This window comes from Thermococcus coalescens, from assembly GCF_055392585.1.
The window spans coordinates 533,514-557,910 of the sequence record NZ_AP043764.1; the positions used below are offsets into that span (position 1 = coordinate 533,514).

The 24,397-nt window shown below is 53.7% G+C and carries 25 protein-coding genes and 1 tRNA gene; 5 read left to right on the forward strand and 21 right to left on the reverse strand.

Annotated features, from left to right (window positions below):
* Nucleotides 1-75 precede the first annotated feature (75 nt).
* On the forward strand, nt 76-1,047 hold the full coding sequence (locus ACZ5M3_RS03060; protein ID WP_464840227.1) for a hypothetical protein: 972 nt from the start codon (nt 76-78) through the stop codon (nt 1,045-1,047).
* Here ACZ5M3_RS03060 and ndk read toward each other — a convergent pair.
* The 9 genes from ndk to ACZ5M3_RS03105 form a co-directional block, all read right to left on the reverse strand.
* Nucleotides 1,044-1,568, reverse strand: coding sequence for a nucleoside-diphosphate kinase (ndk, locus tag ACZ5M3_RS03065; protein ID WP_464841065.1), 525 nt, complete (start codon nt 1,566-1,568; stop codon nt 1,044-1,046). The genes ACZ5M3_RS03060 and ndk overlap by 4 nt on opposite strands.
* A gap of 103 nt (nt 1,569-1,671) precedes the next feature.
* Nucleotides 1,672-1,878 (reverse strand): 50S ribosomal protein L24e, encoded by a 207-nt coding sequence (locus ACZ5M3_RS03070; RefSeq protein WP_055429496.1) that lies wholly within the window; start codon nt 1,876-1,878, stop codon nt 1,672-1,674.
* A gap of 5 nt (nt 1,879-1,883) precedes the next feature.
* Nucleotides 1,884-2,096 carry a 30S ribosomal protein S28e gene (locus ACZ5M3_RS03075; RefSeq protein WP_055429497.1) on the reverse strand — a complete coding sequence of 71 codons (213 nt, stop codon included), beginning with the start codon at nt 2,094-2,096 and terminating at the stop codon, nt 1,884-1,886.
* Nucleotides 2,097-2,175: 79 nt separating this feature from the next.
* Complete coding sequence (gene rpl7ae / locus ACZ5M3_RS03080; RefSeq protein ID WP_297093349.1) at nt 2,176-2,547, reverse strand: 50S ribosomal protein L7Ae; 372 nt, start codon at nt 2,545-2,547, stop codon at nt 2,176-2,178.
* Between the two features lie 151 nt (nt 2,548-2,698).
* Nucleotides 2,699-3,313 (reverse strand): HVO_0476 family zinc finger protein, encoded by a 615-nt coding sequence (locus tag ACZ5M3_RS03085; protein WP_464841066.1) that lies wholly within the window; start codon nt 3,311-3,313, stop codon nt 2,699-2,701.
* Nucleotides 3,314-3,401: 88 nt separating this feature from the next.
* Complete coding sequence (locus tag ACZ5M3_RS03090; RefSeq protein ID WP_464840228.1) at nt 3,402-5,240, reverse strand: prenyltransferase/squalene oxidase repeat-containing protein; 1,839 nt, start codon at nt 5,238-5,240, stop codon at nt 3,402-3,404.
* 5 nt (nt 5,241-5,245) lie between these two features.
* Nucleotides 5,246-6,007, reverse strand: coding sequence for a hypothetical protein (locus ACZ5M3_RS03095; RefSeq protein WP_464840229.1), 762 nt, complete (start codon nt 6,005-6,007; stop codon nt 5,246-5,248).
* A gap of 317 nt (nt 6,008-6,324) precedes the next feature.
* A complete protein-coding gene (locus ACZ5M3_RS03100; protein ID WP_464840230.1) occupies nt 6,325-7,281 on the reverse strand; it encodes a helix-turn-helix transcriptional regulator in 957 nt (318 codons plus the stop codon).
* The gene (locus tag ACZ5M3_RS03105) at nt 7,233-9,125 is read right to left on the reverse strand and encodes a phosphoadenosine phosphosulfate reductase domain-containing protein (RefSeq protein ID WP_464841067.1); all 1,893 of its coding nucleotides are present in this window, start codon (nt 9,123-9,125) and stop codon (nt 7,233-7,235) included. Before ACZ5M3_RS03105 ends, ACZ5M3_RS03100 begins: the two co-directional genes overlap by 49 nt.
* 120 nt (nt 9,126-9,245) lie before the next feature.
* Here ACZ5M3_RS03105 and ACZ5M3_RS03110 point away from each other — a divergent pair, with 120 nt between their 5' ends.
* Together ACZ5M3_RS03110 and ACZ5M3_RS03115 are read left to right on the forward strand one after the other, a co-directional pair.
* On the forward strand, nt 9,246-10,202 hold the full coding sequence (locus tag ACZ5M3_RS03110; protein WP_464841069.1) for an SPFH domain-containing protein: 957 nt from the start codon (nt 9,246-9,248) through the stop codon (nt 10,200-10,202).
* Between the two features lie 18 nt (nt 10,203-10,220).
* Entirely contained in the window at nt 10,221-10,640 is a 420-nt protein-coding gene (locus ACZ5M3_RS03115; protein ID WP_464841070.1) for an NfeD family protein, read from the forward strand.
* Here the strand turns inward: ACZ5M3_RS03115 and ACZ5M3_RS03120 are convergent.
* From ACZ5M3_RS03120 to ACZ5M3_RS03175, 12 genes are all read right to left on the reverse strand, one after another.
* Nucleotides 10,621-11,883 carry an amidohydrolase gene (locus tag ACZ5M3_RS03120; protein WP_464840231.1) on the reverse strand — a complete coding sequence of 421 codons (1,263 nt, stop codon included), beginning with the start codon at nt 11,881-11,883 and terminating at the stop codon, nt 10,621-10,623. The genes ACZ5M3_RS03115 and ACZ5M3_RS03120 overlap by 20 nt on opposite strands.
* A gap of 47 nt (nt 11,884-11,930) precedes the next feature.
* Nucleotides 11,931-13,868, reverse strand: a complete 1,938-nt coding sequence (locus tag ACZ5M3_RS03125) for a COG1361 family protein (RefSeq protein ID WP_464840232.1) — start codon at nt 13,866-13,868, stop codon at nt 11,931-11,933.
* Nucleotides 13,865-15,583, reverse strand: a complete 1,719-nt coding sequence (flaJ, locus tag ACZ5M3_RS03130; RefSeq protein WP_464840233.1) for an archaellar assembly protein FlaJ — start codon at nt 15,581-15,583, stop codon at nt 13,865-13,867. The genes ACZ5M3_RS03125 and flaJ overlap by 4 nt, the downstream gene beginning before the upstream one ends.
* Nucleotides 15,584-15,592: 9 nt before the next feature.
* Nucleotides 15,593-17,221, reverse strand: a complete 1,629-nt coding sequence (locus ACZ5M3_RS03135) for a type II/IV secretion system ATPase subunit (RefSeq protein WP_464840234.1) — start codon at nt 17,219-17,221, stop codon at nt 15,593-15,595.
* A gap of 1 nt (nt 17,222) precedes the next feature.
* Nucleotides 17,223-17,918, reverse strand: a complete 696-nt coding sequence (gene arlH, locus ACZ5M3_RS03140) for an archaellum protein ArlH (protein WP_464841071.1) — start codon at nt 17,916-17,918, stop codon at nt 17,223-17,225.
* Between the two features lie 5 nt (nt 17,919-17,923).
* A complete protein-coding gene (arlG, locus tag ACZ5M3_RS03145) occupies nt 17,924-18,373 on the reverse strand; it encodes an archaellum stator protein ArlG (protein ID WP_464840235.1) in 450 nt (149 codons plus the stop codon).
* 2 nt (nt 18,374-18,375) lie between these two features.
* A complete protein-coding gene (locus ACZ5M3_RS03150; RefSeq protein WP_464840236.1) occupies nt 18,376-18,879 on the reverse strand; it encodes a hypothetical protein in 504 nt (167 codons plus the stop codon).
* Nucleotides 18,880-18,888: 9 nt separating this feature from the next.
* A complete protein-coding gene (locus tag ACZ5M3_RS03155) occupies nt 18,889-19,794 on the reverse strand; it encodes a FlaD/FlaE family flagellar protein (RefSeq protein WP_464840237.1) in 906 nt (301 codons plus the stop codon).
* Nucleotides 19,791-20,294, reverse strand: a complete 504-nt coding sequence (locus tag ACZ5M3_RS03160) for a flagella accessory protein C (protein WP_464840238.1) — start codon at nt 20,292-20,294, stop codon at nt 19,791-19,793. Before ACZ5M3_RS03160 ends, ACZ5M3_RS03155 begins: the two co-directional genes overlap by 4 nt.
* 49 nt (nt 20,295-20,343) lie before the next feature.
* Nucleotides 20,344-20,997 carry a flagellin gene (locus tag ACZ5M3_RS03165; protein ID WP_464840239.1) on the reverse strand — a complete coding sequence of 218 codons (654 nt, stop codon included), beginning with the start codon at nt 20,995-20,997 and terminating at the stop codon, nt 20,344-20,346.
* A gap of 183 nt (nt 20,998-21,180) precedes the next feature.
* A complete protein-coding gene (locus tag ACZ5M3_RS03170; RefSeq protein ID WP_464840240.1) occupies nt 21,181-22,143 on the reverse strand; it encodes a class I SAM-dependent methyltransferase in 963 nt (320 codons plus the stop codon).
* Between the two features lie 10 nt (nt 22,144-22,153).
* Nucleotides 22,154-22,474, reverse strand: coding sequence for a helix-turn-helix domain-containing protein (locus ACZ5M3_RS03175; RefSeq protein ID WP_088180656.1), 321 nt, complete (start codon nt 22,472-22,474; stop codon nt 22,154-22,156).
* A 460-nt stretch (nt 22,475-22,934) separates the two neighbouring features.
* On the opposite strand from ACZ5M3_RS03175, the gene asnS reads away from it, so the two are divergent.
* On the forward strand, nt 22,935-24,227 hold the full coding sequence (gene asnS, locus ACZ5M3_RS03180) for an asparagine--tRNA ligase (protein WP_464840241.1): 1,293 nt from the start codon (nt 22,935-22,937) through the stop codon (nt 24,225-24,227).
* Between the two features lie 51 nt (nt 24,228-24,278).
* A tRNA-Arg gene (locus ACZ5M3_RS03185) sits at nt 24,279-24,355 on the forward strand.
* Nucleotides 24,356-24,397: the final 42 nt, after the last annotated feature.

Genomic DNA, 24,397 nt, shown 5'->3' on the forward strand with positions numbered 1-24,397 from the left:
GAGCTTAACTCCGGCGGGGGCTTTTAAAGGTTCGCCGGCGGAAGGATTAAAAGTTCCAGTGGTAATTCCCTGAGGGTGTGGGAAATGCTGGTCGGGTTTGCAGTTACGGTGATTTCAGCGGTCATTGGATTCGGGGTATCCCTGCTGGTCTGGAAGAGGGACAGATACAGGGCCTCGGTTTACGGCATGTTTACATCCCTTATGCTGACCATCGTCTGGATGTTCTACTTTGCGACCATCAATCCCCTCCGCGGGGAGATGATGGCGGACGAGACCGCTTCCGGGAGAGAAATCGGCCTGGCTCTGCTGTTCGCCGTATACCTCAACTACCTCATCGCCTACCTGCTCGTTAGGAACGCCGGCCTGACCCTTCACCGGGCTGCTTCATGGGAAAACAACGTAGGGAAGATGTCCCTCTTCGTTTCGCTCGTCTCTGTGGGTCTGTATCCCGGGCTCCTCGGTGTCTACGCCCTTCTTTACCTTGTAATAGGCGTCTGGCTCCTCAAAAACCGTGAGGGGTACATAAGGAACATGACAAACGCCGAAAGGCTCGACCTTGGCTGGATCCGGGGCTTCCTGAAGAAGTACGGCGTTGATGTGGAGGAGGTGTACGGCATAAAGGACTGCTTCACGGCCTTGCTGACGGGAAGACGGCTCTTCATCGGCGAAAGGCTCCTAGAGTTTGAACCTGATGAGACGAAGGTGATGGTGCTTGAGGCCGCCTACGTCGAGAGCAGAGGAATAGCCGTGAGGCAGCTAATCCTTGGTCTCCTTGTGTTCTTCATATCCGGGATGGTAGTCGCGGACATCGGTGATTGGACCCTCAAGCTGGCGGGTGCCGCCTTTCTGACGCTTCTCTCGTGGGGTGTTGACTTGGCGTACATAATTCAGGTACGCACGGCTACGGACAGGTTCGTGGCGGGAGAGCTCGGCAAGGAAACGCTCCAGAGAACTTTGGAGAGGGTTACGGAACTCGCGAAGAGGCGCAAAGGGAAGGATGAGTTTATGGCGCTCGCAAACGTGGAGAAGAGAATGAAGAAGGTTTAGCGCTCAAGGCAGTTCATGCTGTCGAGGTACTCCTTCCTTCCCTTTGCGTGGGTGTGGTAGAACCAGTCGGCTGCCTTGCAGTACTCGAAGAGCTCCTCGGGCTTGAAGTAGAGGTTTATCTCCCTCTCGGCGCTCTCCGGGCTGTCGCTGGCGTGGATTATGTTGTATATTGAGTCCCCGATGTCGAGGCCGTAGTCGCCGCGTATGCTCCCGGGCTCGGCGTCCTTCGGGTCGGTGGCGCCGCACATCTTCCTGACGACGCTTATGGCGTAGCGCCCTTCAACAACCATGACGACGCTCGGAGCCTTGGTGATGTAGTCTATAAGCGGCTCGAAGAAGGGCTTACCTTTGTGCTCCTCGTAGTGCCTCTCGGCCAGCTCGCGGGTGATCCATATCATCTTCATCCCGACGATTTTAAGCCCCCTCTTCTCAAAGCGGGAGATTATTTCGCCCATCAGCCCGCGGACGACGGCGTCGGGCTTTAGTATGACGAGTGTCCTTTCTATATTCCTCTCGGCCATTGGCAACACCGAAGTTAGTTGGCACTGGGGTTAAAAGGGTTTTTGGAAAATGCACCAACCTACAAGAAACGTCGAAGTCAGAAACGGAAGGAAAAGAAAGAAATCACTTCCTCCTCTTGGCCCTCTGGAGTCTGGCCTCCTGGAAGGCCTTGGTCCACTTGAGCTTCCTCGGGTTCCTGCCCATGAAGTAGTACTTCTCGCACTTGCTGGAGCAGAAGAACAGGACTCTGCCGTCGTTCCTTACGTACATCTTGCCCGTTCCCGGCTCGAACTCCTTCCCGCAGTAGGAGCAGACGTTCCACCTGGCCATCTCGATTACCTCCTAGCCCTGATTTCCCTGGCCTCACGCTCGGTCTCCCTGAGGATGACGATATCGCCGACGCGAACCGGGCCCTTGATGTTCCTCCTAATGACCCTGCCCTTGTCGCGGCCCTCAAGGACGCGAACCTTGACCTGAGTAACGCCACCGGTGACGCCGGTTCTGGCAACGATCTCAATAACCTCAGCCGGGTATCCTTCGTCGCTCATTTCTCACACCCCTTAACCTAAAAATCCCTCGCACGGATGAACTTAAACCTTTCCTTACGGTGAAGGAAGGAAAAGGAGCTCACTTCATGAGCTCCCTGACCTTCATGGCAATGTCCTCAACGAGCTCGCGGCCCTTGCCGGGCTCAATGATGGCAACGCTGGCAGAGGGAACCTCAATACCAGCGGCGGCGCCGAGCTCCTTCTTGCTCGGGACGTAGATGTACGGAATCTCCTTCTCCTCGCACAGCGGCGGGAGGTGGGCAACTATCTCCTCCGGATCAACATCCTCAGCGATGATAACGAGCTTGGCCTGGCCCCTCTCAACGGCCTTGGTCGTCTCGTTGGTGCCCTTCCTTATCCTTCCGGTGTCGCGAGCGAGCTCAACGGCCTCAAGGGCCTTCTCAGCAAGCTCGGCCGGAACCTCAAACTTGACGTAGCTTGGCTTCGCCATCCTTCATCCCTCCGAAACCTCATCGTTCATCGAGTTTTGCGTGCTGAGTTCCGGGGGAGGCTTTAAAAGGATTTCGATATCAGCAGCGGCCAAGCTCCTCATTCCCCTGAGGGTCAGGAAGGAAAAGAAAAACTCATCACGAGGGAGCCTTTCACGCGGAGTCTCTGCCGTAGCCCCTGTATATCTCCAGACTCCTTCTTGCCCTCGCGCGGGGGATGCTGTGCCCCATGAGGGCGACTATCTCATCGGCCTTGGCCTTTCCGTGGTGGAGCATCTTCCTCTCGGTCTTTATCTTCTCGACCCTGAAGGTGTAGCCCCCAACCTCAAGAACCTCGCCGACGACGAACTCCTCGTTCCTCGGAACCTTAACCTTGAATGCCTGGGTAACGCCCTTTGGCAGGTAGATGGAGACCTTGATGACCTTTGGATAGGTGAGGCTCTCGCCCCAGAGCGTTTTGATCTCGCCTATCTTGGCCTTATTCACCCGTTTATCGCCTTCGAGCTCTATCCCGGTAATTCTAACCTCGTCGTCCTCGGTTTCCACGATGTCGCCCACCTTTATCTCCTCGCCCTCCGGCAACTCAACGAAGGTTCTGAAGCTCCTCTCGTGTTTGCTGACGATTAGGGGAACCTTGACGAGCTTTGGAAGGGTCACGATCCAGACGTTGCCGCACTCGTTGCACTTGAGCGTCAGCTCCCTCCCCCTCTCCTTGATGACCTCAACGTCATCGCTACCGCACTCTGGACAGACAAACCACTCTTCCATATCTCTCACCAGATGGGAGAAAAGGGGAGGCGTTTATAAATGTGGTGTATATCGAAAAGGTTGATCCTGTGTAAAGAGAAATAAAAAGTCACGTTGCACCCAGCAACTCTAAAATTCTAAAGGCAAAGTATGTCTCTTGTAGACCACCGTAGGAAATATCACGAGAATAAAGGCGGAATCCTCCATAGGGATACTTAAGTGAGTCTATAAATTCCAACAACCCTTCAATATCTTGTGGACAGTGTTTTAAGTACACAAGTGCTTGAACAGCAAGAAGTGTGTTATATAAATCTGGAGCGCCCCAACCACCATCATGGTGAAACTCTAAAATGTACTGCAATGTTGCGTCATCGTCATACTCGTACTCAAGTTCATGAAGTAGGATAACTGCTTGGACAGTATTTTGGAATGTAGTAAAAGTTACGTTTGTGGTATTACCAAAACTCCCATCCGGATTCCTCATTTTCAAAATTTCTTTGATTAGTGCCACCCTAGTTTGTTCCCCGATGACAACACCAACTTCTTTTCCAAGTCTTATAAGATAAATCCATCCAGGGTCAGAGAGTAATGAATTTTTGCGATTTTCAAGATATAATCTGAACATCCGTTCAACTTCACTTTTAACATACTTCTTGTCTTTCTCGCTAGGTTGGATTCCCAACAAATCGTATGTCCTGTAAATCACATAGAGGGGAGATGGATCATCGGGGGAGTAAGGCGACCTATCATAGAGTACATGTTCCAAAAAGTGTTTAACACGATTTTTGTCGGAGTCAATACCTAAGAAGTTCATGACATATACAGCCATGTACGTCGCGTATGGATCCCCCTGCGCATAGAACGGAAGAGCAAAACCTCCTAGTGGGCTTTCCCAAGAATGAATAAACTGCAGGGTATCATTGTCAGGAGTGTGTCCAGTCAAAACTATTATTCTAACTGCATGATACGTTCCCTGGGGTTCCCCGTAATTCATGTTCCAGATGTGGTAGCCGCCATCTGGCAACTTTTGAGCAAGAGTGTATTCATAAGCAATCGATGAAAGATCGCTGGTAAGCAACCCCTCTCTAGCTAAGAATTCAATGCCTTCTGAAACGTAAAAAATCGGTGGACTACGTGATATCTCCATTTTAATGGACTCATATGAACTCCTAACATAAGTTACTATCCGGCGATAACTGGTTAGATTCGCATAAGGAATACCAAGCATTGAGAGAGCCTTTAAGCGAATATTAACTTCCAACAAATACTGTAAATTGTTATAATCATCTCGTTGCAAAGATAGCCTGTCTAACTCATGAATATAATAATTAGCAGTGCTGTGCAATAGAGTCATATTATACCCAAGATAATAAAGTACTTTAACGGCTAAATACGTAACATCCTCTCCGCCATAAAAGAAAGTACCATTGTCAGATTTTATCGAGAGAACAAATGAGATTATCCTATCTGAGTCGCTTGGGGCTAGATTTACCATTTTCATGCTCAGTACCCAATAATGAAGACGTGCAAAAGATGATGCAGTTCCTTCTTTTATAGTTCTGTTAAGTATCTCCTCCTCTATAGATACTAACCAAGCTTTTGTCTGATTTAAATTAGATGGGGATTCGTTAATAAGTGAAAGAGTACTCAGGAAGTAGTAAGTTGATATAATATTAGGAGTTATCGTATCAACAATCTCAGTAAAACCCCCATCTGATCTTCTTGCCAAATAAAGACGTTTTTCGGTATAGTTTATCCACCTTTGCCCCAGAAATTGAGTTATATTCAACTCTCTAGGCAAACACTTCAAAGATTCGTTATGTGAGGACTTGGTATTTATCTCAGCTATTTCTACAGCATCATAGCTGTTAGTACTAGCCCACCATACAATTGAAAAGATTAAAAGAGTAGAAAGTACCAACGTCGCAATTGTAAATCCTCTTTTCACCTATTTCACACTCCACCAGGTTTGAACACGTATGCGTTAGACTGTATCCCGTCTCCTGTTTGGGTATCATAGAATAGAAAACTACTATGGGTGTGCCCCTCAACCCGGGTGATACCAAAAGTAGAAAGCCCTTGAACTCCTGAGTATCTGTAACCAAGATAGTCTGTGTATGTGTCACTTACGGTTACTGATGTCGTGTCAGAATTTCCGCCAATCGAAAATCCTGGAGGAACACTAATTGACACGTCTATTCCCACGAACTTAATGCTGATTGCGAGAGTTATGGACTTGGACTTGTAGCTAACTGACCACCAGTAGTCATATGGCTCCAGCCAACTGCTACCGGCAGAATATCCGCTGACATCAACGAATGATTGGGTAATCCACGATGCTGTTATTGATGTGTATGATGATATATAAACATCGCCTGAGGGCAATGTAAATGACTTCTTGTACCTGTAATCATCATCAGAACCTGTAAAGCTTCCAGTGGGAGTTACTGAAACATCCTTAACCGAAAGCAAAGACTGCCCCTGTGAAGAGAAATACCTATTCACAGCTTCAAAAACTGCCTTTCTATCCATTCCGGGAGTATCTGGAATCGTAACAATACCATTCTTCACCGTCACAGAGACAGGCTTTCCATTCACAAGTACGCTGTACCTCTGGACACCGAGCTGGTCTTTGTAAACAGTTGTAGCACTTGCTCCCTGGAGAGTTGCTCCGAGAACCAAAAGGGCAACAAACCACACTAAATAGCTCCGCATTCGCCCCCCTCCAAAGGATGGTCAAACTTAGTTTGTAGTCCAAATATTTAAATTTTTCGTTTTATAGGTTCTAATGTATAAATTTTAGACATCGTCATATATATACTAAAGTTAATAGTAAAAAATGGTTTCTCAAAAGCCAGCGCCAGAGGGAAAAACAGATACAAAGCCACCTATTAACCTGATGAGATTAGGAGTTTCGCGTGTCATTCATTTGGAGGAAGATTCTGCAAGGTGTCCTTTCAAAACTGTCATTGAACAGTCATGAAACAGGACTCCAACAGTAGGTAGGTCAAATCCTTCATCTGTGGAAGAAGTCACTCTCTCAGGAAAACCCTGTAGGTTCTCCCTTCCTTGGTGCGGGTTATCAAGCCCTTCCGCTCCATCTCGCGGAGGATTATGCTCACCTTAGCCTTGGAAACACCCAGCTTTTCGGCGAGTTCGCTCTGAAGAACCGGACCCTCTTTTAGAATGGCCAGCACCTTCTCCTCGTCGGTTCTCAGGTGGGCCTTCTCTTCACTGCGCTTCCTCTCGCGGTAGAGGATGTAGCCATAAACGCCGCCCCCACCGACGATTAGCCCTGCCAGGAAGAGGCCGACGTATATGAGAGGAGATTGCTGTTTGGGCGGAATAATCTCGCCGGAGAAACCGACGATGAAGTAGAACTCCTCTCCAGCCCGCACATTCTGGCGCGTCCACTCGAGGAGCAGCCTGCTGATGGAGCTTTCTACCTTGTCCGGCGATGGGATTATGGGCGACAGGACGGCATAGCCCTTGGGCACTACAAGCTGGACGTGGAAGAGGCCGACCGGCTGGCTGAACTTCACATAGTAGGTGAACTGCTGCTTCCCGTCGCTCTCTGTTATCATCCCCCTCGTCGTGAAAGTCAACCTTATCTTGGCGCTCTCACCGGGCTTGAGCAGGGGAAAGTTCATGTATATCGCGTTCGTTCCACCGAGCACCTCGCGAACGGTGACGTTTATCGGCTCGGCACCGTCAGGGAGCTCCAGCACGGCCCTCGGACTCTCGACCGGGTAGTCCGTGTAGATTACGTACTGGCTGAGGTTCGTGTGGGAGGTTATGTCTATCTCAACGGTCTCCTCGACGTTCTCCGGGTTTGCCACATCAAAATAGACCGCGTAGGCGTTTATCTCGTAGTCGTAATCCTGAGCACCCGTCCCCTGAAGGAGGAAGAGGGACAGGAGGAGGAAAATGACTAACCCGATTAGAGCTGGCTTCCTTCCTCCGGGTTCTTGATTTTTAAGAGCGGGCATACGTCCATACACTCCCGACAGTGGGTGCAGAGTTCGTAGTTCACGACTATCTTCTTGCTCCTCGGGTCGATGCTTAAAGCTCCCTCCGGGCACTTGCCAACGCAGACGCCGCAGCCGACGCACTCGTAAGCCCTTTTGACGAGGTAGTAGGCCTGCACTCCCTCGTTGAAGTCTTCAGTGTAGGCACCGTCTTCCTTAAAGAGAACGTCGCCGGCTCTTATGTAGTTTTCGCCCTCCTCGACCTCTCCGAGTATCGGGGCAACTTCTCGGATTCTGTTGAGATTAACCCGGGTGTTGAAGCGAACCGTGAAGGTGCCGTCTTCCTCCTCGTGGATTGAGTACTTCACAGGCTCCCATGAGCGCTCCTCTGGAACCTCGACGCCCAGCTCCCTGGCTATCGCTTTTTCACCCTTGCTAAGCTTCTTCCAGCGCCAGAAGCCGTAGCTTATCCACTCATCGGGCATGTCGAAGCGCTTCTTCCACCTTTCAAGCTCGCTCTCCCACTTGGCCCACAGCTCGGGCTTCTCCTCCTTCAGGGTGTAGATTTCCGCCAGTGAAGCGCTCGGACAGAGGAAGCAGCCTATCCTGTCCAGCCTGTCCTCGTAGAGCGGGTTGTACCTGAGCCCGCGCGAGAATATGTAGAGCCAGACCTCCAGGGCGCGCCAGTGGAATATGGGCGACGCCCCTGTCTCGTTCGGCACCCAGGGGTTCCTCCAAACCCTTGGCTGTTTGAAGCGCTTTATGCTCTCGTATTTCCTCTGGCCGACGAACATAAGAACTCCCTGAGGGTAGTTCTCCTTTATCGCCATCGTTATGGGGCCGAGCTTCGTGACCTTACAGCACCAGCGGTAGTCCCTTCCGGGTGGCGAGAAGACGTGAAGGGCGCGCCAGAACGCATCTCCTGCGTCGGCAACGATGAACTTTATCCCCTTTGGTTCGAGCTCTTTCCTCAGCTCCTCGACGTATTCTAGCGTTTCCGGGAACTCTATGCCGGTGTTGTTGAAGAAGACGGTAAAGCCCTCACCAAATTCCTCCAAAGCCAGGCCGAGAACCGCCAGGCTGTCCTTTCCGCCGGAGAAGGCCACCGCTATCGGCAGGTCGGAGTACTTAGCGGCGACCTTCCTCATGAAGTGCCTCGCTTCGGCTACCTTCTTCTCCAGCTCGATGCTGTTGGCCCTGAGAACGTCCTCCATCGTGGCCTTCCTGCCCTCGCGGTAGTTCATCCTCCTCTGCCTCCTCACCTTGACGCCGGTGCCGCGCTCCCTGTTAACCAGCCCCCCGTAGTCCTTCTTCGCTATGCCGGTCGCTATGACCTCGCCTTCCTCTGAGACGAGGATAACGTCGTCGCCCCGCCTTATGCTCGGCTCCGCCTCGACTATTCCGACCGGGAGGAGGTTGGAACCGCTCAGAATCGGCTCGATGGCACCGTTATCGACGGTTATCCACTTTTTCATAACCTTTCCGAATTGCTTCCAGAGGGCCATCGCTCCCTCGACCTTCAACCCGGGCTTCCACTTCAGTTCAAGCGGGTCAAAGCGGATCCAGCCGAAGACGTAGCCGTCGAGGATTATCTCGTAGGTGTCGTCCTCGCCGGGGGTCTTGTTGAGGAGGACGATTTTGCCGTCGAAGAGCTCGCCCACATCGACGCCGTAGTGCTCCTTAAAGATTGAACGTATGAACTCAATATCCTTCTCAAAGGCGAACCTCAGGTCGCCCGGCGGTGTTATGTGGAGCTTGAACGTTCCTTCATCACCGTGAACCGCACAGCGCTCCCCTACGAGCGGGACGTTGCACTCCTCACACCAGTGAACATAAGCCTTACCCAGGAAGACCGGTCTTCCCATCTCTCTCACCTGAGGTGGAAAACGGTTGAGGGTTTATAAAGGCGATTGACGGCACCCCAACTAAAAGTTTTTAAATGATTACATTAAAAATCTGTCGATTAATCACTGGAGGCGATGGTAATGAGCTTTGGGGTCGCTGCGCTGGTGATACTTGGAGTGTTTCTTTTGATAATGCTCCTGCTGAGCGTCAAGGTGATACGGCCGTACCAGAAGGGACTCGTGGAAAGGCTCGGAAAGTTCAACAGGATCCTGGAGCCAGGAATACACTTTATAATACCATTCATGGAGCGCGTTAGGGTCATCGACATGCGCGAACACGTTATAGACGTGCCACCCCAGGAGGTCATTTGTAAGGACAACGTCGTCGTAACCGTCGATGCAGTCGTCTACTACCAGATAATGGATCCCGTCAAGGCCGCATACAACGTCAGCAACTTCCTGATGGCCATCATCAAGCTCGCCCAGACAAACCTGCGTGCCATAATAGGTGAGATGGAGCTCGATGAGACGCTCTCGGGCAGAGATATAATCAACGCCCGCTTGAGGGAAGAGCTCGACAAGATAACCGACCGTTGGGGTGTCAAGATAACCCGCGTCGAGATACAGAGGATAGACCCGCCGAAGGACATTCAGGAGGCGATGGCCAAGCAGATGACCGCCGAGAGGGAGAAGAGGGCAATGATACTCCTAGCTGAGGGTAAGAAGGAGAGCGCCATCAAAGAGGCCGAGGGACAGAAGCAAGCCGCTATACTCAAGGCAGAGGGTGAGAAGCAGAGGCAGATACTCGTCGCCGAGGGTCAGGCCGAGGCAATAAGGAAGGTTCTTGAGGCGCTCAGGCTCGCCGACGAGAAGTACCTCACGCTCCAGTACATCGAGAAGATGCCCGAACTTGCCAAGTACGGCAACCTCATAGTCCCGTACGACACGGAAGCCCTGATCGGCCTGCTCAGGATACTCCAAAAGGTCAAGGAAACGCCGCTTCCGAGTCCCCCCAAAGACGACAACCGGGGAAAGGAGAGCACACCGGCCAACCTCTCCGAGGACGAGCTGAAAAAGCTTAAGAACCTGATGGAGTGACTTACACCGGTGGTGGAGATGGACATACTCCCCCTTTCCCTTTTGGTTCTTGGACTGCTGGTGATAGCCCTCGACATGATGGTGACAGCATTCGTAACCCCCATCGGAGTTGCCATGGCCGTTATGGGTATCCTGCTTGGCTTCGGGGTCAGTTTCAACGAGAGCTTCGTCGCGGCGCTCATCTTCGCGGTGGTGACTTACACGCTCGTCGGCAGGTACATAAAGAGGGACGTCCAGGATGCAGGAAAGGGCAAGTACACCTTCGAACTGAAGGGCAAGCGCGGAAAGGTCGTGGAAGTTGGAAAGGAGCACTACATAGTGGAGCTTGAGGGAGACAGGTGGATAGCCCTCAGCGAGAAGGATGAAAAGCTGAAAATAGGCGAGACCGTCGAAGTCGTCGACGTCGATGGTGTCAAGCTCATAGTAAGGAAAGCCTGACCTCCTCCCACAGCCCCTCCAGCGTTTTTCCCAGCTTCAGCAGTGTTCCGTTTTTATAGACAGGTTCTCCGTTCACCATGACCAGCTCGACGTCGCTTCCCCTCGCGGAGTAGACGATGTGGGAGTACGGGTTCTCACCCGGCAGGAAATGGGGCTTCCTGGCGTTGAGCAGAATGACGTCCGCCAGGTAGCCCGGCTTTATGAGGCCGGCCTTCAGCCGGAGGGCCTTTGCGCCGCCGAGGGTCGCCCAGCGGAATACCTCCCGCGCCGAGGCGACGTCGGTTCTCTTTCTCCAGACCTTGTTGAGAACCCCAGCAAAGCGCATCTCCGTGAACATGTCCATCAGTCCAACGGGGTTGGGCGAATCGTTGCCAAGGGCTATGTTGGCTCCGTTTTCGAGGAGTTCTATTACCGGGGCCATCCTCCCCTCAAGCTTTGCCATGCTGAGGGAGCAGTGGACGAGCGTTGCCCCGCTCTTCGAGTAGAGGAGAACCTCGGAACCGTCAAGGTAAATCCCGTGCACTCCGATGAGGCCGTCCCCGAGAACACCTGCCTTCTGGAGATATTCGACGGGGGACAGGCCGTAGCGCCGTTTGACCTCCAGCACTTCCCCCCTGCTCTGGGAGAGGTGGACGTGAATGAGCGCGTCCCTCTCGCGGGCAAATTCGCCAATCTCGCCCATCAGTTCAATCGAGACCGTGTTCGTGGCATGGGGGGCGAGGGTAGGGGTCACGAGTTGGGCCCTCTTTTCCCAGCGCTTGTAAAAGCGGAAGCCCTCCTCTGGCTCGGCAATTGGAAACTCCACCTCGTCCATGACGGTATGGCCGATGAATGCCCTAATGCCGAGTTCCCCGGCGGCTTTGGCTATCTCGTCCGCGAAGAAGTAGTGGTCGTTTATGACCGTGGAGCCGTTTGAAAGTGCCTCGGCCATGCCCAGCAGTGCCCAGCGACGAATCTCTTCGCGCGTCCACTCAAGCTCCGCCGGCCAGATGACGTCGTTGAGCCACCGCTCGATAGGGACGTCCTCCCCGAGCCCCCTGAACTTCGCCATGGCCACGTGGGTGTGGGTGTTGACGAATCCCGGCAGGATCAGGTATCCCCTCCCCCCATAGACCTCGTCAACATCGTATTCACCGAGCCTCCCGACCGGTACAACGTCCCTGATCCTGGGCCCCTCTACTACAACCGCAGAGTCCTCCCTGACGCCCTCCCAGTCCACGACGGTTCCGATAAGTGCCTTCATGCTCTCACCGAAGGGAGTTGGGAGCGGAGCAAGTTAAAGCTTTGGGTTTACCTCTCCTCCATTCTGGCCGCTATCCACGCGAGGAGCAGGATGAACACGATTCCTCCCACAAAGGAACCCCCGATGTAGATGAGCTTTTCTTTCAGCGGGACTCCCTCCGATGCGGTGGCAGTTGCGTTGCTCTCGTTGCTGGGTACGGGGACCTTTATTATCTCCGTGACCACCTTGGGCTCACAGCCTGAGCTGGTGTTTTTCGCCGCGGAGGCGTTTTCGGGAGCCGGCGCTGGAGAGGTCCCCGCCACGGTTATCGTGGTGGAGCTGTAGAACACCTTCCCGTGACTCTCAACCCCGGCGCTGATTTCATACTGCCCTGGGGCCAGCGGGATTGCGGTGATGGAGTACATCCGGCTTTCGTTTGGGGCGAGGGTGTCAGTCTTTGTCAGCCATTTCCCGTAGGCTGTGAAGTTCTCCGCTATGAAGCCAAAACCGCTGGGGAAGGCCACAGTAAGGGTGAAATAAAGTCCGGTGTTTCCTGTGTTCACCACGGTCACGTTCACGGGAATCCTTGAGCCGACGGTACCGTTCGATGCTGATACAGCGATGCGGTAGCCGATCTCGGCGGGGAAGACCTTTATCTCCCGTTTCTCTGAGCTGAAGCTTATCCGCTCCACGCCGTAGCAGGATAGAGCGTAGGGAGCGTGGCCGACAACCACCACACTGCCGAGGGTCAGATTCCCCGCTTTCTCGGGGAGTATTCTGAGGGGAATTTCAACCGTCTTGCCCTTTGGAATCTCCTCCAGATACCTCGGGTAATCGTTTAAGATGCGGAACCCGTCCGGGAGGTCGAGGTTCAGCTCAACGTACCTGAGGTCGCTCGGTCCCTCGTTCTTTATGACTACCTCGGCGTCGAATGGGGTAAACTGCACGGCGCTGTTCGGGGCGATGAACGAAACGTTTAGGAGCGCCACGTCGCTTACCTTTGGCAGCCTGGCCTCGTCTATGAACGCGACCACGTGGACTTCCATAGCACCCTTACGATTTCTGGAGGCGGTCGCCCCCAGGAGAAGGCCGCCGTAGTAGAGCCCCGACGAGAAGCTGCCCACGGAGATAAAGCCCGACCTGATGACCCTGCCGCAGGGATTCATTATCGAGACGTAGGCACTGCCGTTGAACACTTTGTCTATCCTCAGGAGATAGGGCCCCAGTTTTTCCGTTTTCCCCTCCCTGAGCCAGCCATCAAAGGAGGGCAGAACCTTAACACGGACGTAGGCTCCCTTCAGCCTTATGGAAGCTCTGAGGTACTCAGAGCCCACCAGCTCGCCAACGCTTATGACCAAACTGCCGGTGTCTATCGTATCACCCGGTTCGGCCAGGTACTGTCTGCCGTTGACGCGGACGTCAACTATCTCCGTCAGCTGGCCGTCCTGGGGGGAAACCGTGTAGTTGTAGAACACGACGCTCCACTCGCCGACCGATACGTTCTGACCCCTCCTCAGATAGCCGTCGAAAAGAAGGGGCATCGGGATCAGCGATACCCGGAGGTTGTCAAAGGAGACCTCCTTTCCGGATGGACAGTTAATTTCCTTTGAAGTGTTCCCGCGGGTTATCTGCAAAACGCCTCCCTTCTCGCTCACGGACTTCAGGAGCAGCTCGTATTCACCCGCGATGAGCCTCTCGCCCTCCAGGAGGTACGGAAACTCGTAGGTTGTGTTCAGGTACGCGGCCTCGGATGTGTATATGACGTCGTAAAGGGAGAACGAGTAGCCATCCCACAGGATGCGGCCGCCGATTGGAATAACCCTCATTCCCACGCCGCTGGGATACGCCAGCACCGAACCGTCCTGGAGCGATATGTCCTCAACGGAAATCGCCCCTCCCTCCGGCCCCACCTTTAACGGAAAAGCCAGCCAGCCGCTTATTGACGAACTGGCCGCAGCCGCGGGCAGCAGGATGAGGGCCAGGAGGAGAACAGGCAATTTCTTCATGGCATCACCCCCAGGGTGCCTATCAAAACCCCCGAGAGGGAGGAAAAGGTCATCATCTTGCCCATCACCGCAGTTCCTATGTACTCACCAAGCGCTGCCAGCCATACAAGGACGACGAAGTAGTAAATCGTAATCCCGAGATGCCCCCCGTCCGCGAACTTTATCGAGAGCGCTGAGAGGAGGCAGTGGACTATCAGTATCACCATCAGAATGTAGTTCGTTATCTCAAGACCGCTCTTGGAGGGGACGAAGATTATGTTCTGGAGGAAGTCCCCCTGGATGGTCAGGTTTGAAAAGAGCTGATTCATGTAAACCGCGACCTGAAAGGCCGCCGCAACGGAGAAGGCAAAGGCACCGGTTATTCCATATATAACCCCCCTGAAGCTGGCAACTGTCTGTGCACGCTTTCTCCTGAGCCTTATCAGGCGCTCAAAGTTCCTTGAGATGACCATTCCAACGTAGTCCGGCTCGGCACCGAGCTTTATGCTCTTGTTGAATATCTCGGAAAAAATGCCTATCAGCCAGCTCCCGGTGTCTATGGTGAAGTAGCGCCAGGACTTGCTGTTGTCTATCCTCATGGACACCCTGCGGTAGAGGTTTCGTATGTCGCTTGTGAGAACTCCGAAGTCGTGGGAGCTGAGGTATTTGAGCACGAGGGGGAGCGCAGCGCCGCTCGCGGCCAGCGACGAGCTGAGGCTCCTCATGAATGCCGGGAAGTTCTCATCCTTTACCAGAATGGCCTTCTCCTCCTTTTCCAAAATTTTGCCAAGGTACATGAACGGAGAGAGTATTATGGCCACCTGGATGAGGGGGGAAACGTTGAATCTCGGCCGTATAACGAGAAGGACAACGAGGGCCGCGACGATACTCCCTGCGAAGGATACCAATGCTGCCTTGAGGAACCTGGCCTTCCTCTCGGAGGTCATGGCGTAGTCGGCCCATATCCTGTCCTCCGGCATCTTGTACTTTATGATGAGCATTATCCCGATCTCGGTGGCAAGGACGAGCACGAACATGAAGGCGCTCAGGCTGACGATGTCCTGTCCGGTCAGTATCGGGCCTATAATTATGAACGTCACCATGAAGACGACCGAGATTATTAGGGAGGAGTACACCTCCTTAAAGACGTCCAGATCGTAAAGGGTTCCCTCGTAGAAGGTCTCGTAGTCGTCCATAACGGTCTTCTGCTCCTGGAGAAGGTAGTCCCTGAGCTCGACACCGCTGTCGAGGGAATATGCGAGCCTGTCCAGAAAGTCCGCGAAGACCTTGCTGGGCGTCCTCCTGGCCAGGAACCTCAGGGCCTCCGGCATTCCCCTGTGGAGCTTGGCTATGAGGTAGTACACCTTCTTCATGTCGCTGGCTATTGGTTCGAGTATCTTTTCCGTGGCCAGGTTCCAGACCAGCTCGCTCCTGCTGACGTCGCTCGTCGAGAGAACCGCGAAGTACGTGGCAAAGTAGGGGATCTTGGAGTTTATCTGCACCCTCCTGTTGCTGATCTTGGCGTATGGGTATCCGACGGCGTAGATTAGGGGCAGGAGCGGAATCGCGTAGAGGGCAAAGGTTATTGCACTCGACAGGGAAATGAACCTCCCGAGCACCGAGACCGCGGCGAAGAGCGCCATGGCACCGACTAGGCTGGGCAGGAGCACCTTCCTGAAGTATTCATGCATCGTGATGCCGGACTGTGCCAGCACTCCGGCCTTCTCTCCGGCCATTTCACCACCTCACAGCCTGAAACTCAATCCCTCGATTCCCTTTTCGTAGAACGCCTTGATTTCGCGGTGCACGGCATGGTAGTCGGTTATCCCAAGCTCCGCCATCCTCTTGATTATCCGCGCCCTCAGGAAGAGCTCGTTGTATATCTCCTTGGGGTCTTCGTAGCCGGCGACCTCGGCTATCTTCCTCTCCAGGATGTACGAGTTGTTCATCCCACGGAAGATGTGCCTGTCAGTCACCGAGTCCCACTCAAAAACGTTCCTCGTCGCGACGCCGCCGAGCTCCTCATAGTAGCCCTCTATCTCGACAACGCTGAGAACCCTCCTCAGGAACCTGCCGCGCACGTAAACGGCCTGCTGGAAGAGGGCTATGTTGAGGTTGTCGATAAAAGTGACAGGAATGTTTATGGGAGAACCCGTGAAGCGCTGTATCATCTTCCTGATGTCGCCGGCGTGAAACGTTGCCATGACCGGGTGCCCCGTCTGCATCGCCTGGAAGGCTATGGCACCCTCCGCTCCACGGATCTCGCCGACGACGATGTAGTTCGGCCTCGAACGCAGGGCCGCTTTGAGGAGGTCAAACAGCGTGACCCTGCTCTCCTCCGGGCCCCTCTCACGGGTCGTGAGCCTCTGCCAGTTCTTGTGGGGCACCACAACCTCCGGTGTGTCCTCTGCGGTGTATATCTTGGCGTCCGGTTTGATGAAAGGAATAATCGAGTTGAGCGTCGTCGTTTTTCCGCTCGCGGTCTCACCGCAGACGAAGATGCTCATACCGTATTCGAGGGCCAGCCAGAGGTATGCAGCGACCTCGGCCGAGAAGGTGTTCCATTTCACGAGCTGGACGACGCTGAGGGGTGTCGCCGAGAACTTACGGATCGTCGCGCTCGGACCCTGGATGCTGACGTCCGGAGAGTAGATTATGTTGATACGCGAACCGTCAGGCAGGGTTCCGTCAACGATAGGGTTCTTGTCGCTGACAGGCCTTCCCATCCTTTCGCTGAGGTTCTTGAAGTAGTCGGCCAGGCGGAGGTTGTCGCCGAAGGTTATGTTGGTCTCCATCGCATCGAAGATCTTGTGGATGAGCGAGACGTAGTTGGCGCCTATTATGTGGATATCCTCAATGTAGGGATCGCGCATGAGCGGTTCGAGGGGGCCAATGCCAACGATGTCCCTCTTCAGGAGGTAGCGGAACTTCGCGACCTCCTCCGCTGTGAACGAGACCCTCCTACGGCTGAACAGTCCTCCGCCAATCTTACCGAGTGCCTCGTCTATGAGGTCATCCAGAAAGCGCTCGAACTCTTCGCTGTCCTCGGGGATTCTCTTCTCCGGCGCAAGCTCCAGTATTTTGTCCTTAAGGACGTCGTACTTCCTCTCCTCCTCCGGGCTGGTTATCCTGGGCTCAATAACGATGTACTTCCTCTCGGTGTTTATGTCGCCGTAGATGTGGATGAATATAGGATCTCCGACAGGGTAGATTATGTTTGGGTACTTTATGTCCTTCATGTCCCTGCTGAGCTGGGGATAGAACTCGGGGAACTTGCCGGTCTTTTTGACGAACCTGTCTATGTAGGCCCCCAGGTGGGGATTCCGCGCCATTGCAGCCTCGATGCTGTCACTGACGTTCTTCCCGACGGGCATGTCACACCACCGCGGCGATCTCAACTATGAACCCAACCCTTGGCTCAACCCTGAAGGGTATTATCTTCTGAAAGATCCCCATCGCGTTGTTGTACTTCACTATGGTAGCCGAGTTCTTCAGGTCTCCTCCAAAGACCTTCACGCTGAGCCTTATGAGAAGGCTCGACGCCTCCTCCAGGATTTTCAGGAACTCCGGGTCTATATCGGCTGGGTTTACGGTCATTATTATGACCTTGCCAAGGGAACTCAGCCTCTTGAGGTGCAGTGAGAACGCCCGTATTTCATCCGTGTCCAGCTCCTGCGGGAGGAGTGCCGAGAGTGAGTCGATTATCATGACATTGCTCTTCCACAGCCTTGGCTCGCCGACGAACCTTGAGAGAAACTTTCTCCTGTCGGAGACACCAACAAGCAGGGGGTAGAGGGAGACAAAGGTGAGACGTCTTTTTATCAGCTCCTGGATTATGCTGTAACCGAGGGACTCCATCTGGTTTATGAATTCCGGGGTGGTGTACTGGCTGGAGACGTAGGTCGCAGTATGGTCGTTCTTTAAAAGGCCGTAGAGGAGCCTCTGGGAGAATATGGACTTACCCGTCCCCCTATCACCCTCTATCAGGACTATGCTGCCCGCAGGGATTCCCCCGCCAAGGCGCCTGTGGAGCTCATCGTTGGGTATCTGGATTTTAAGGAGGCTCCCCATGGTCATCACCCCACCTCGAACACCAGGGATTTTCTCTTTCCGGTCTCTATGACGACGGTGATCTTGTGATAACCTGGTGATGAGATGAACGCGCTCGGGACGTAGATTTTACCGACATCGTAGGGTGCGAGCACCCCGGTTGGGTCAAAAGTCAGGTTAGCTGGAGGAATTATCGCACCATCGATCATCACGATGACGGAGCTGGGGTCAAAAGGGAGGGAGTCCTTACCGACGTTGCGGACGTAGAAGATGTACGAGGAACCAGAAACGGGTATGTTCTCGGGGTCGTTAATTATTTCAAAATTAGTTCGCAGGCTGGTCGCCACGTCCTGACCCTTCACGAGAATCCCGCTCGAAATATCCTGAGTAACCACGTACAAACCCCCGGCCACCATGCCCGCTACAAGCAGTGACACGATGAACAGCACAAGCTCTGAGACCACTGAACTCGCCATCATTACCCCTCCACAGGGCAGTACCAGGCACTGCTAACCACCTGCGGGGATCCGTTGGTCGTGTTTCCGACCCACTTCCATTTTATCTTCAGGCCGCACCCCACCTCTGTGCTTACCACGAGGGAATACGTTATCGTGGGGTCGATCTGGAGGTTCTGAACCGTTACGGTCGTCCACTCTCCGGGGAGGAGATATTCCCTGCTCGGGGCCACGACAGAGGTCGTTGTTACGACGCCATCGAAGATGTAAGTCCACCTTGCCGGCGACAGGGTGCTCCCCTGGTTTGTGATGTTGAAGGTGATGTCGTAGAACCCCACTCCAACCGTGTAGTTGTACCCCGTGAGTTCGAGCTCGGAGGTCTTTGTCCTGAGCACCATCTGGTTGTAGTCCTCGGCCGCCTCATGAACCATCGAGTATGCGTTCTCACTGGAGACGTAGAGCATTCCAAAGGAAACCAGCATCGCTATGAGCAGCACTGCAAAGGCCGCTGGTACACTGACTCCCATGGAGATCCCCTAAACGCCGTACACGTCTTCCAGCACCCTTCCGATTACCCTCATCTCCCTCTCTATCGCGTCCAGCACCTCCCGGGTTATCCTGACACCCCTGAGCCTTTCGATGAAGAGCAGCGAAACCAGATGGTCCTGTATCGTGAGCTTCTCGTCCGGCCTCCAGTCCGGTTCCCTGTGGTGGGGCCTTATGCCCTCCGCATACCTGAGCAGGGTGTTCAGCACGTCCTCCGAGATCCAGCCGATCTGGTAGTAGAACTCAAGCACCTCTTCGAGATTCTGCATTCCAACCCTGTCGATGAGGAAGCCCAGCCACTTCAGTGCCATCATCGTTGAGACCATGTCGTTGGGGATGTGTTCGAGCCTTGCCCTGGTGCGCGGTGGGCTGACGAGGACATCCTTAAGCTCGGATGGTATTTCAAATCCCTTGGTAAGCTCAAACTCCTTCTCCATAGGCTCTACCTCCGTCGGGTTTTGGGAAGGAGGCTCTGGGGATTGCGTCTCTTCAACCGAAGATGATTCACTGGCGAGGGACCCCTCACTGAAACTGCCAGCACTCCCGGCCCCCATGATTTCACCGAACTCCACAGCCTGGGCCCCTCCCACTGGCTGGTGCTGTGCCTCACCCCACATGGACTGGTTAGCCTGAGCGGCCTGGGAAAGGTTCATCAGGTGATTGCGTATCTCCTCAAGGTACCTGCCTATCTCATCCACACGGCTGTCGAGCCTGGAGAGCTTCTCAATCTGGCCCGCGTAGGTGCGGAGTACCCTGTCAACTATTCTGTCAACCTGCTCCGGGGTCAGTATGTCCCTCTTCTTCATGAGCCGGTCTTTGAGGTCGTCGATCAGAAAGTTCGGAACCTTTCCCCTGAGGCGCTTAAGCCTCTCCTCAATCTCGGTTTCGGTAATCATACCCCTCCCTCCGACATGGCTTCGTATATCAGGTCATCGAGATCCATTCCGTCGATTACAAGGAGCCTCAGGTCGGACTTTATTTGAGCAATCTCAGCCTTCAGCCTCTCAATCTCCTCACTCAGCTCCTGAATCTCGCTGAGTAACGGATTAGCGGAATCAACATCCTTAAACGGGTTGATCTGCTGCGAGACTATCTCGTAGAGGACCATAACGTCCTTTATCACCTTATCCAGACGGTCTATCTCCTCGCGGAGCTCATTAATCTGGGTCTTGAGGGTATCAATACTCACCTTTATCCTCGGGATGTCGTTCTCAATCTCGTTTACCCTGGTCATCACCTGGGTCAGAAGCTCCTCCTCTTCCTTCGTCCTCTGGGGGGCCTCCTCCGCGGCCTCCTGCTCCAGCTCATCGAGCTTGATTATCTCCCTGTTGTCCTCAGGCCTATCCTCCCCCTCCTTTTTCTTCTTGAACTTGTTTTTCAGGTACGAAAACGACATTCCAACCACCCGCGAGGAGATCTATGGAAAAAGGAAAGTGGCAGGGGCTTCACTTGAGGTCGACAATCTTGTCGGTGGTGCTGAGACCGTAGGCGGTCGGGGTGATGACCTTGGTGTAGCCCGGAGCACCGAACTCCGGAACGACCCTGATGGTTATCGGGGTCCTCGGCTCAACACCGCCGAAGACGGCGGCGAGGTTGATGGTGAGCAGGGCAATGTCGCCGGTGGTGAGGGTCGGGATGGCTCCGTTGAGGGAACTGTCGGCATCCTGGACGATGAGGATTCCAAAGTGGGTTCCGTCAACCTTGGTGCTGTTCCAAGCGGCCGATGTTGTGTCAAACATGTCGCCGCTTATTGTGGCCTTGGCGTTTCCGTAGGAGAGAACGACCTGCTTTTCACCGTTGTCGAGGTATATCTTGGTCTGGTTGAGGTCAATCGGAGTGCTTCCAGCGTTAAGGGAGACCTGGATCGTCATCAGGGTCATGTTGTTCGCGCTCGGAGCGTAGCCGGTCACCGCGTCGATCTTTATGCCCGTTGAAACCTCCTGGGTGGTCTGCCTGCCCGTGGCCTCAGCCCTCTGCTGGAGGTAGCCGCTGGTGTTGATGAGAACCGCGGCAGCCACTGCGGCCACTAGAACCATGGCTATGAACACTATCAGGGTGCCGATACCGATGGCACCCCTCTTCTTCTTCAGCAACCTCATCTCCTGGCACCTCCATTAGGGATTTTGCAATATATCCTAGTGTTCTTTGGATATAAATCGATTTTTTGTTGGTAATTATGTAGAAACTGGTGTACCTACATATGTAGGTTGATACTACTACAAAAAATAAATACGGATTGGGATATTCCACAACATACTCTTGGAGGGTGTGAAGACAGAACGTTACATCAGGCGCGTAACCAGCAGGACAGATTTTCCTAGGGTGTCGACCTTTACGTCGTAGGGACTCTCCTCAACAGCGTGAATAATCTCGGTTGAGCTCGGGAAGCGGACAAATTCTCTCGTGAGGCTCTCAAAGAACTCCATGGCCGCTATCAGGGGGTAGTTGTCCCGGAACGGTTCAACTATAGCGAGCCTTCCCCCGGGGCTTAAGGTGCCAATGGCCCTTTTAACCGCCGCACCCTGGTTTTCCAGATACTCAAGGACGAAGCTCATCACAACGGCATCGTAGGTATTCTTGACCACGAATTTTCTTATGTCCATTTCCCTCAGGAGCACCCAGTCCATACGGGCGTTTCTGACGCGGGTCTGTGCAATGCTCAGAAGCCCGGGGGAGAAATCAACTCCAACGTACTTCCCGTTGGGTCCCACTGCCTCCCCCAGCTCTACTGGGGAAACAGAGCCACAGCCGAGGTCAAGAACCCTCGTCCCGTCTTCAAGACCAAGAACCTCCACGAGGAGCTGCCGGTACGTCCTGTTGAGATCCATCAGCAGGCGCATGTCCCAGAAGTCGGCACCCTTGTCAAAGTCCATGAGTATCTTCGGGTGCTCCGCGGATATGAAGGCATAGTCCGCCATCTTGTATATCTCCTCGAGTATCTGGATCCAGTCAGAGAGCAGCCTTCCGGCGTCTTCGGCGCTTAGGTTGAACTCGTACGAAAAGCCCGGAACCCTCAGCACGCCCTCGGACTCTTCGACGATGCCAAGGGCGATGTACGTGTCGATGAGCTTACCGAGGTACTCCTTGTTAGAAACTGGAATCGCGGCCAACAGCTCTGCTCGAGTCGCCCCGTTCGCGAGCCTGCGGAAGATATCGTGCTTCAGCCCGAGCTTGAAAAGGTGTCCAAGGGATATGTCCATCATCGCTTCAAGGTTCTTGTCGAGGATTTTGACCAGTGCCTTCATCACAGTCACCTCAAGTGTACCTTGAATAGTAGGAGTGGTAGGACTTCAGGAGCTTGACGACCTGCTTCCCGTATTCTGTGAGCCTGTAGTACTTGAAGCCCTTCTCGGTGACGACCTCGACAAGGCCGAGGCTCACGAGGGAGCTGTGGCCGTTGTACCGGTTACCAAGGCCTATAAGAGCACCCTTCACATTTGAGGGGTCTGATTTAACCACCCTCGCAATTTCAGAGAGGTAGGTGGGGGTGGGATATATTTCATCGAGATAGAAGAGTATCCTCTTCCTTAACTCGCTGCGATTGATGGAACGTATTACAAAGGGATCGATAAACATTTGAACATCCCCCCACCACAACCCCACAATAATTAAAGACTCTCTAATTCTAACCAATATACGTTGGGTGTAATGCTATATAAGTGTTACTATTTGTGAACTAATAGCCCTTTTCAACTTATCAAAATGTAATTATTATGCCGATGTATACTCCATTATTGAAAGTTTCTCCAGTTTGGATAAAATCCATCCAAGAATTGGACCACCCCCAACACCTTCGATGCTGCCCAACACGGTATGTTGTCATATTTTAGCCAAAACCTCCAAAAGTATGATGAGATGACAACCAATGCAACAAAGGATTTAAATTAGGGTTTTCAAACCTGCATCTATGCCGTTGATGATAGTGGTCGAGCACAGGATTGGGGCGTTTCCGCTCTGGATAAATTGACGCTTTTCTGGCTAGTCCCCAATCGCTACCGTTATAAAGTCCCCTTCAAAGCCTCTGGAGGTGGTAACGATGATTGATAAGATTTATTGCGCCGACGTTCGGCCCGATATGGAAGGTAAGCGCGTTAAACTCGCCGGATGGGTTTACAGGAAGAGAGAAGTTGGAAAGAAGGTGTTCATAGTCCTCCGTGACTCAAGCGGAATAGTTCAGACGATATTCAAGAAGGAACTGAGCGAGGAAGCCTACGCCGAGGCAAAGAAAGCCGGAATAGAGTCCAGCGTGATAGTTGAAGGCACCGTTAAGGCCGATCCCCGCGCCCCCACGGGGGTTGAGATCCAGGCGGACAGGATCCAGATCGTCCAGAACGTTGACTTCTTCCCGATAACCAAGGACGCCAGCGACGAGTTCCTGCTCGACGTGAGACACCTGCACCTCCACTCGCCGAAGGTTGCGGGCATAATGAAGGTTAAGGCAACCATGATGCAAGCGGCTAGAGAGTGGCTCCTCCAGGACGGCTGGTACGAGGTCTTCCCGCCGATACTGGTCACCGGCGCTGTTGAGGGCGGTGCGACCCTCTTCAAGCTCAAGTATTTTGACAAGACCGCGTACCTCAGCCAGTCGGCACAGCTCTACCTTGAGGCGGCAATATTTGGTCTTGAAAAGGTCTGGTCGCTCACACCGAGCTTCAGAGCCGAGAAGAGCAGGACGAGGAGGCACCTCACCGAGTTCTGGCACCTTGAGCTTGAGGCTGCCTGGATGAACCTCTGGGACATCATGAAGGTCGAGGAGGAGCTGGTGAGCTACATGGTGCAGAGGACGCTTGAGCTCAGGAAGAGCGATATCGAGACCTTCAGGAAGGACTTCACAACCCTCAAGAACACCGTTCCGCCCTTCCCGAGGATAAGCTACGACGAGGCGATAGACATCCTCCAGAGCAAGGGCGTTCAGATAGAGTGGGGAGAGGATATGGGCGCCGACGAGGAGAGAATCCTCACCCAGGAGTTCGAGGCCCCGTTCTTCGTCTACGGCTATCCGAAGCACATCAAGGCATTCTACATGAAGGAGGACCCGGAGGATCCGAGGAAAGTCCTCGCGGCAGACATGCTGGCGCCGGAGGGGTACGGCGAGGTGATAGGTGGCTCACAGCGTGAGGACGACTACAACAAGCTCGTGCAGAGGATTCTCGATGAGGGCATGGATCCCAGAGACTACGAGTGGTACCTCGACCTGAGGAAGTACGGCTCGGTTCCGCACAGCGGCTTCGGCCTCGGGCTGGAGAGGCTCGTTGCCTGGGTTCTCAAGCTCGACCACGTCCGCTGGGCCACCCTCTTCCCGAGGACGCCGAGCAGGCTCTACCCGTGAGCCTGTCCCCACCACAACTTTTATAAAACTCCCCCAAGACCATTAGCCCGAGGGCCCGTAGCCTAGCAGGATAGGGCGCCGGCCTTCTAAGCCGGAGGTCGCGGGTTCGAATCCCGCCGGGCCCGCCATTCTCGAAAATTCGATTCTAAAAGGCTCTGCTGAATGGCTAT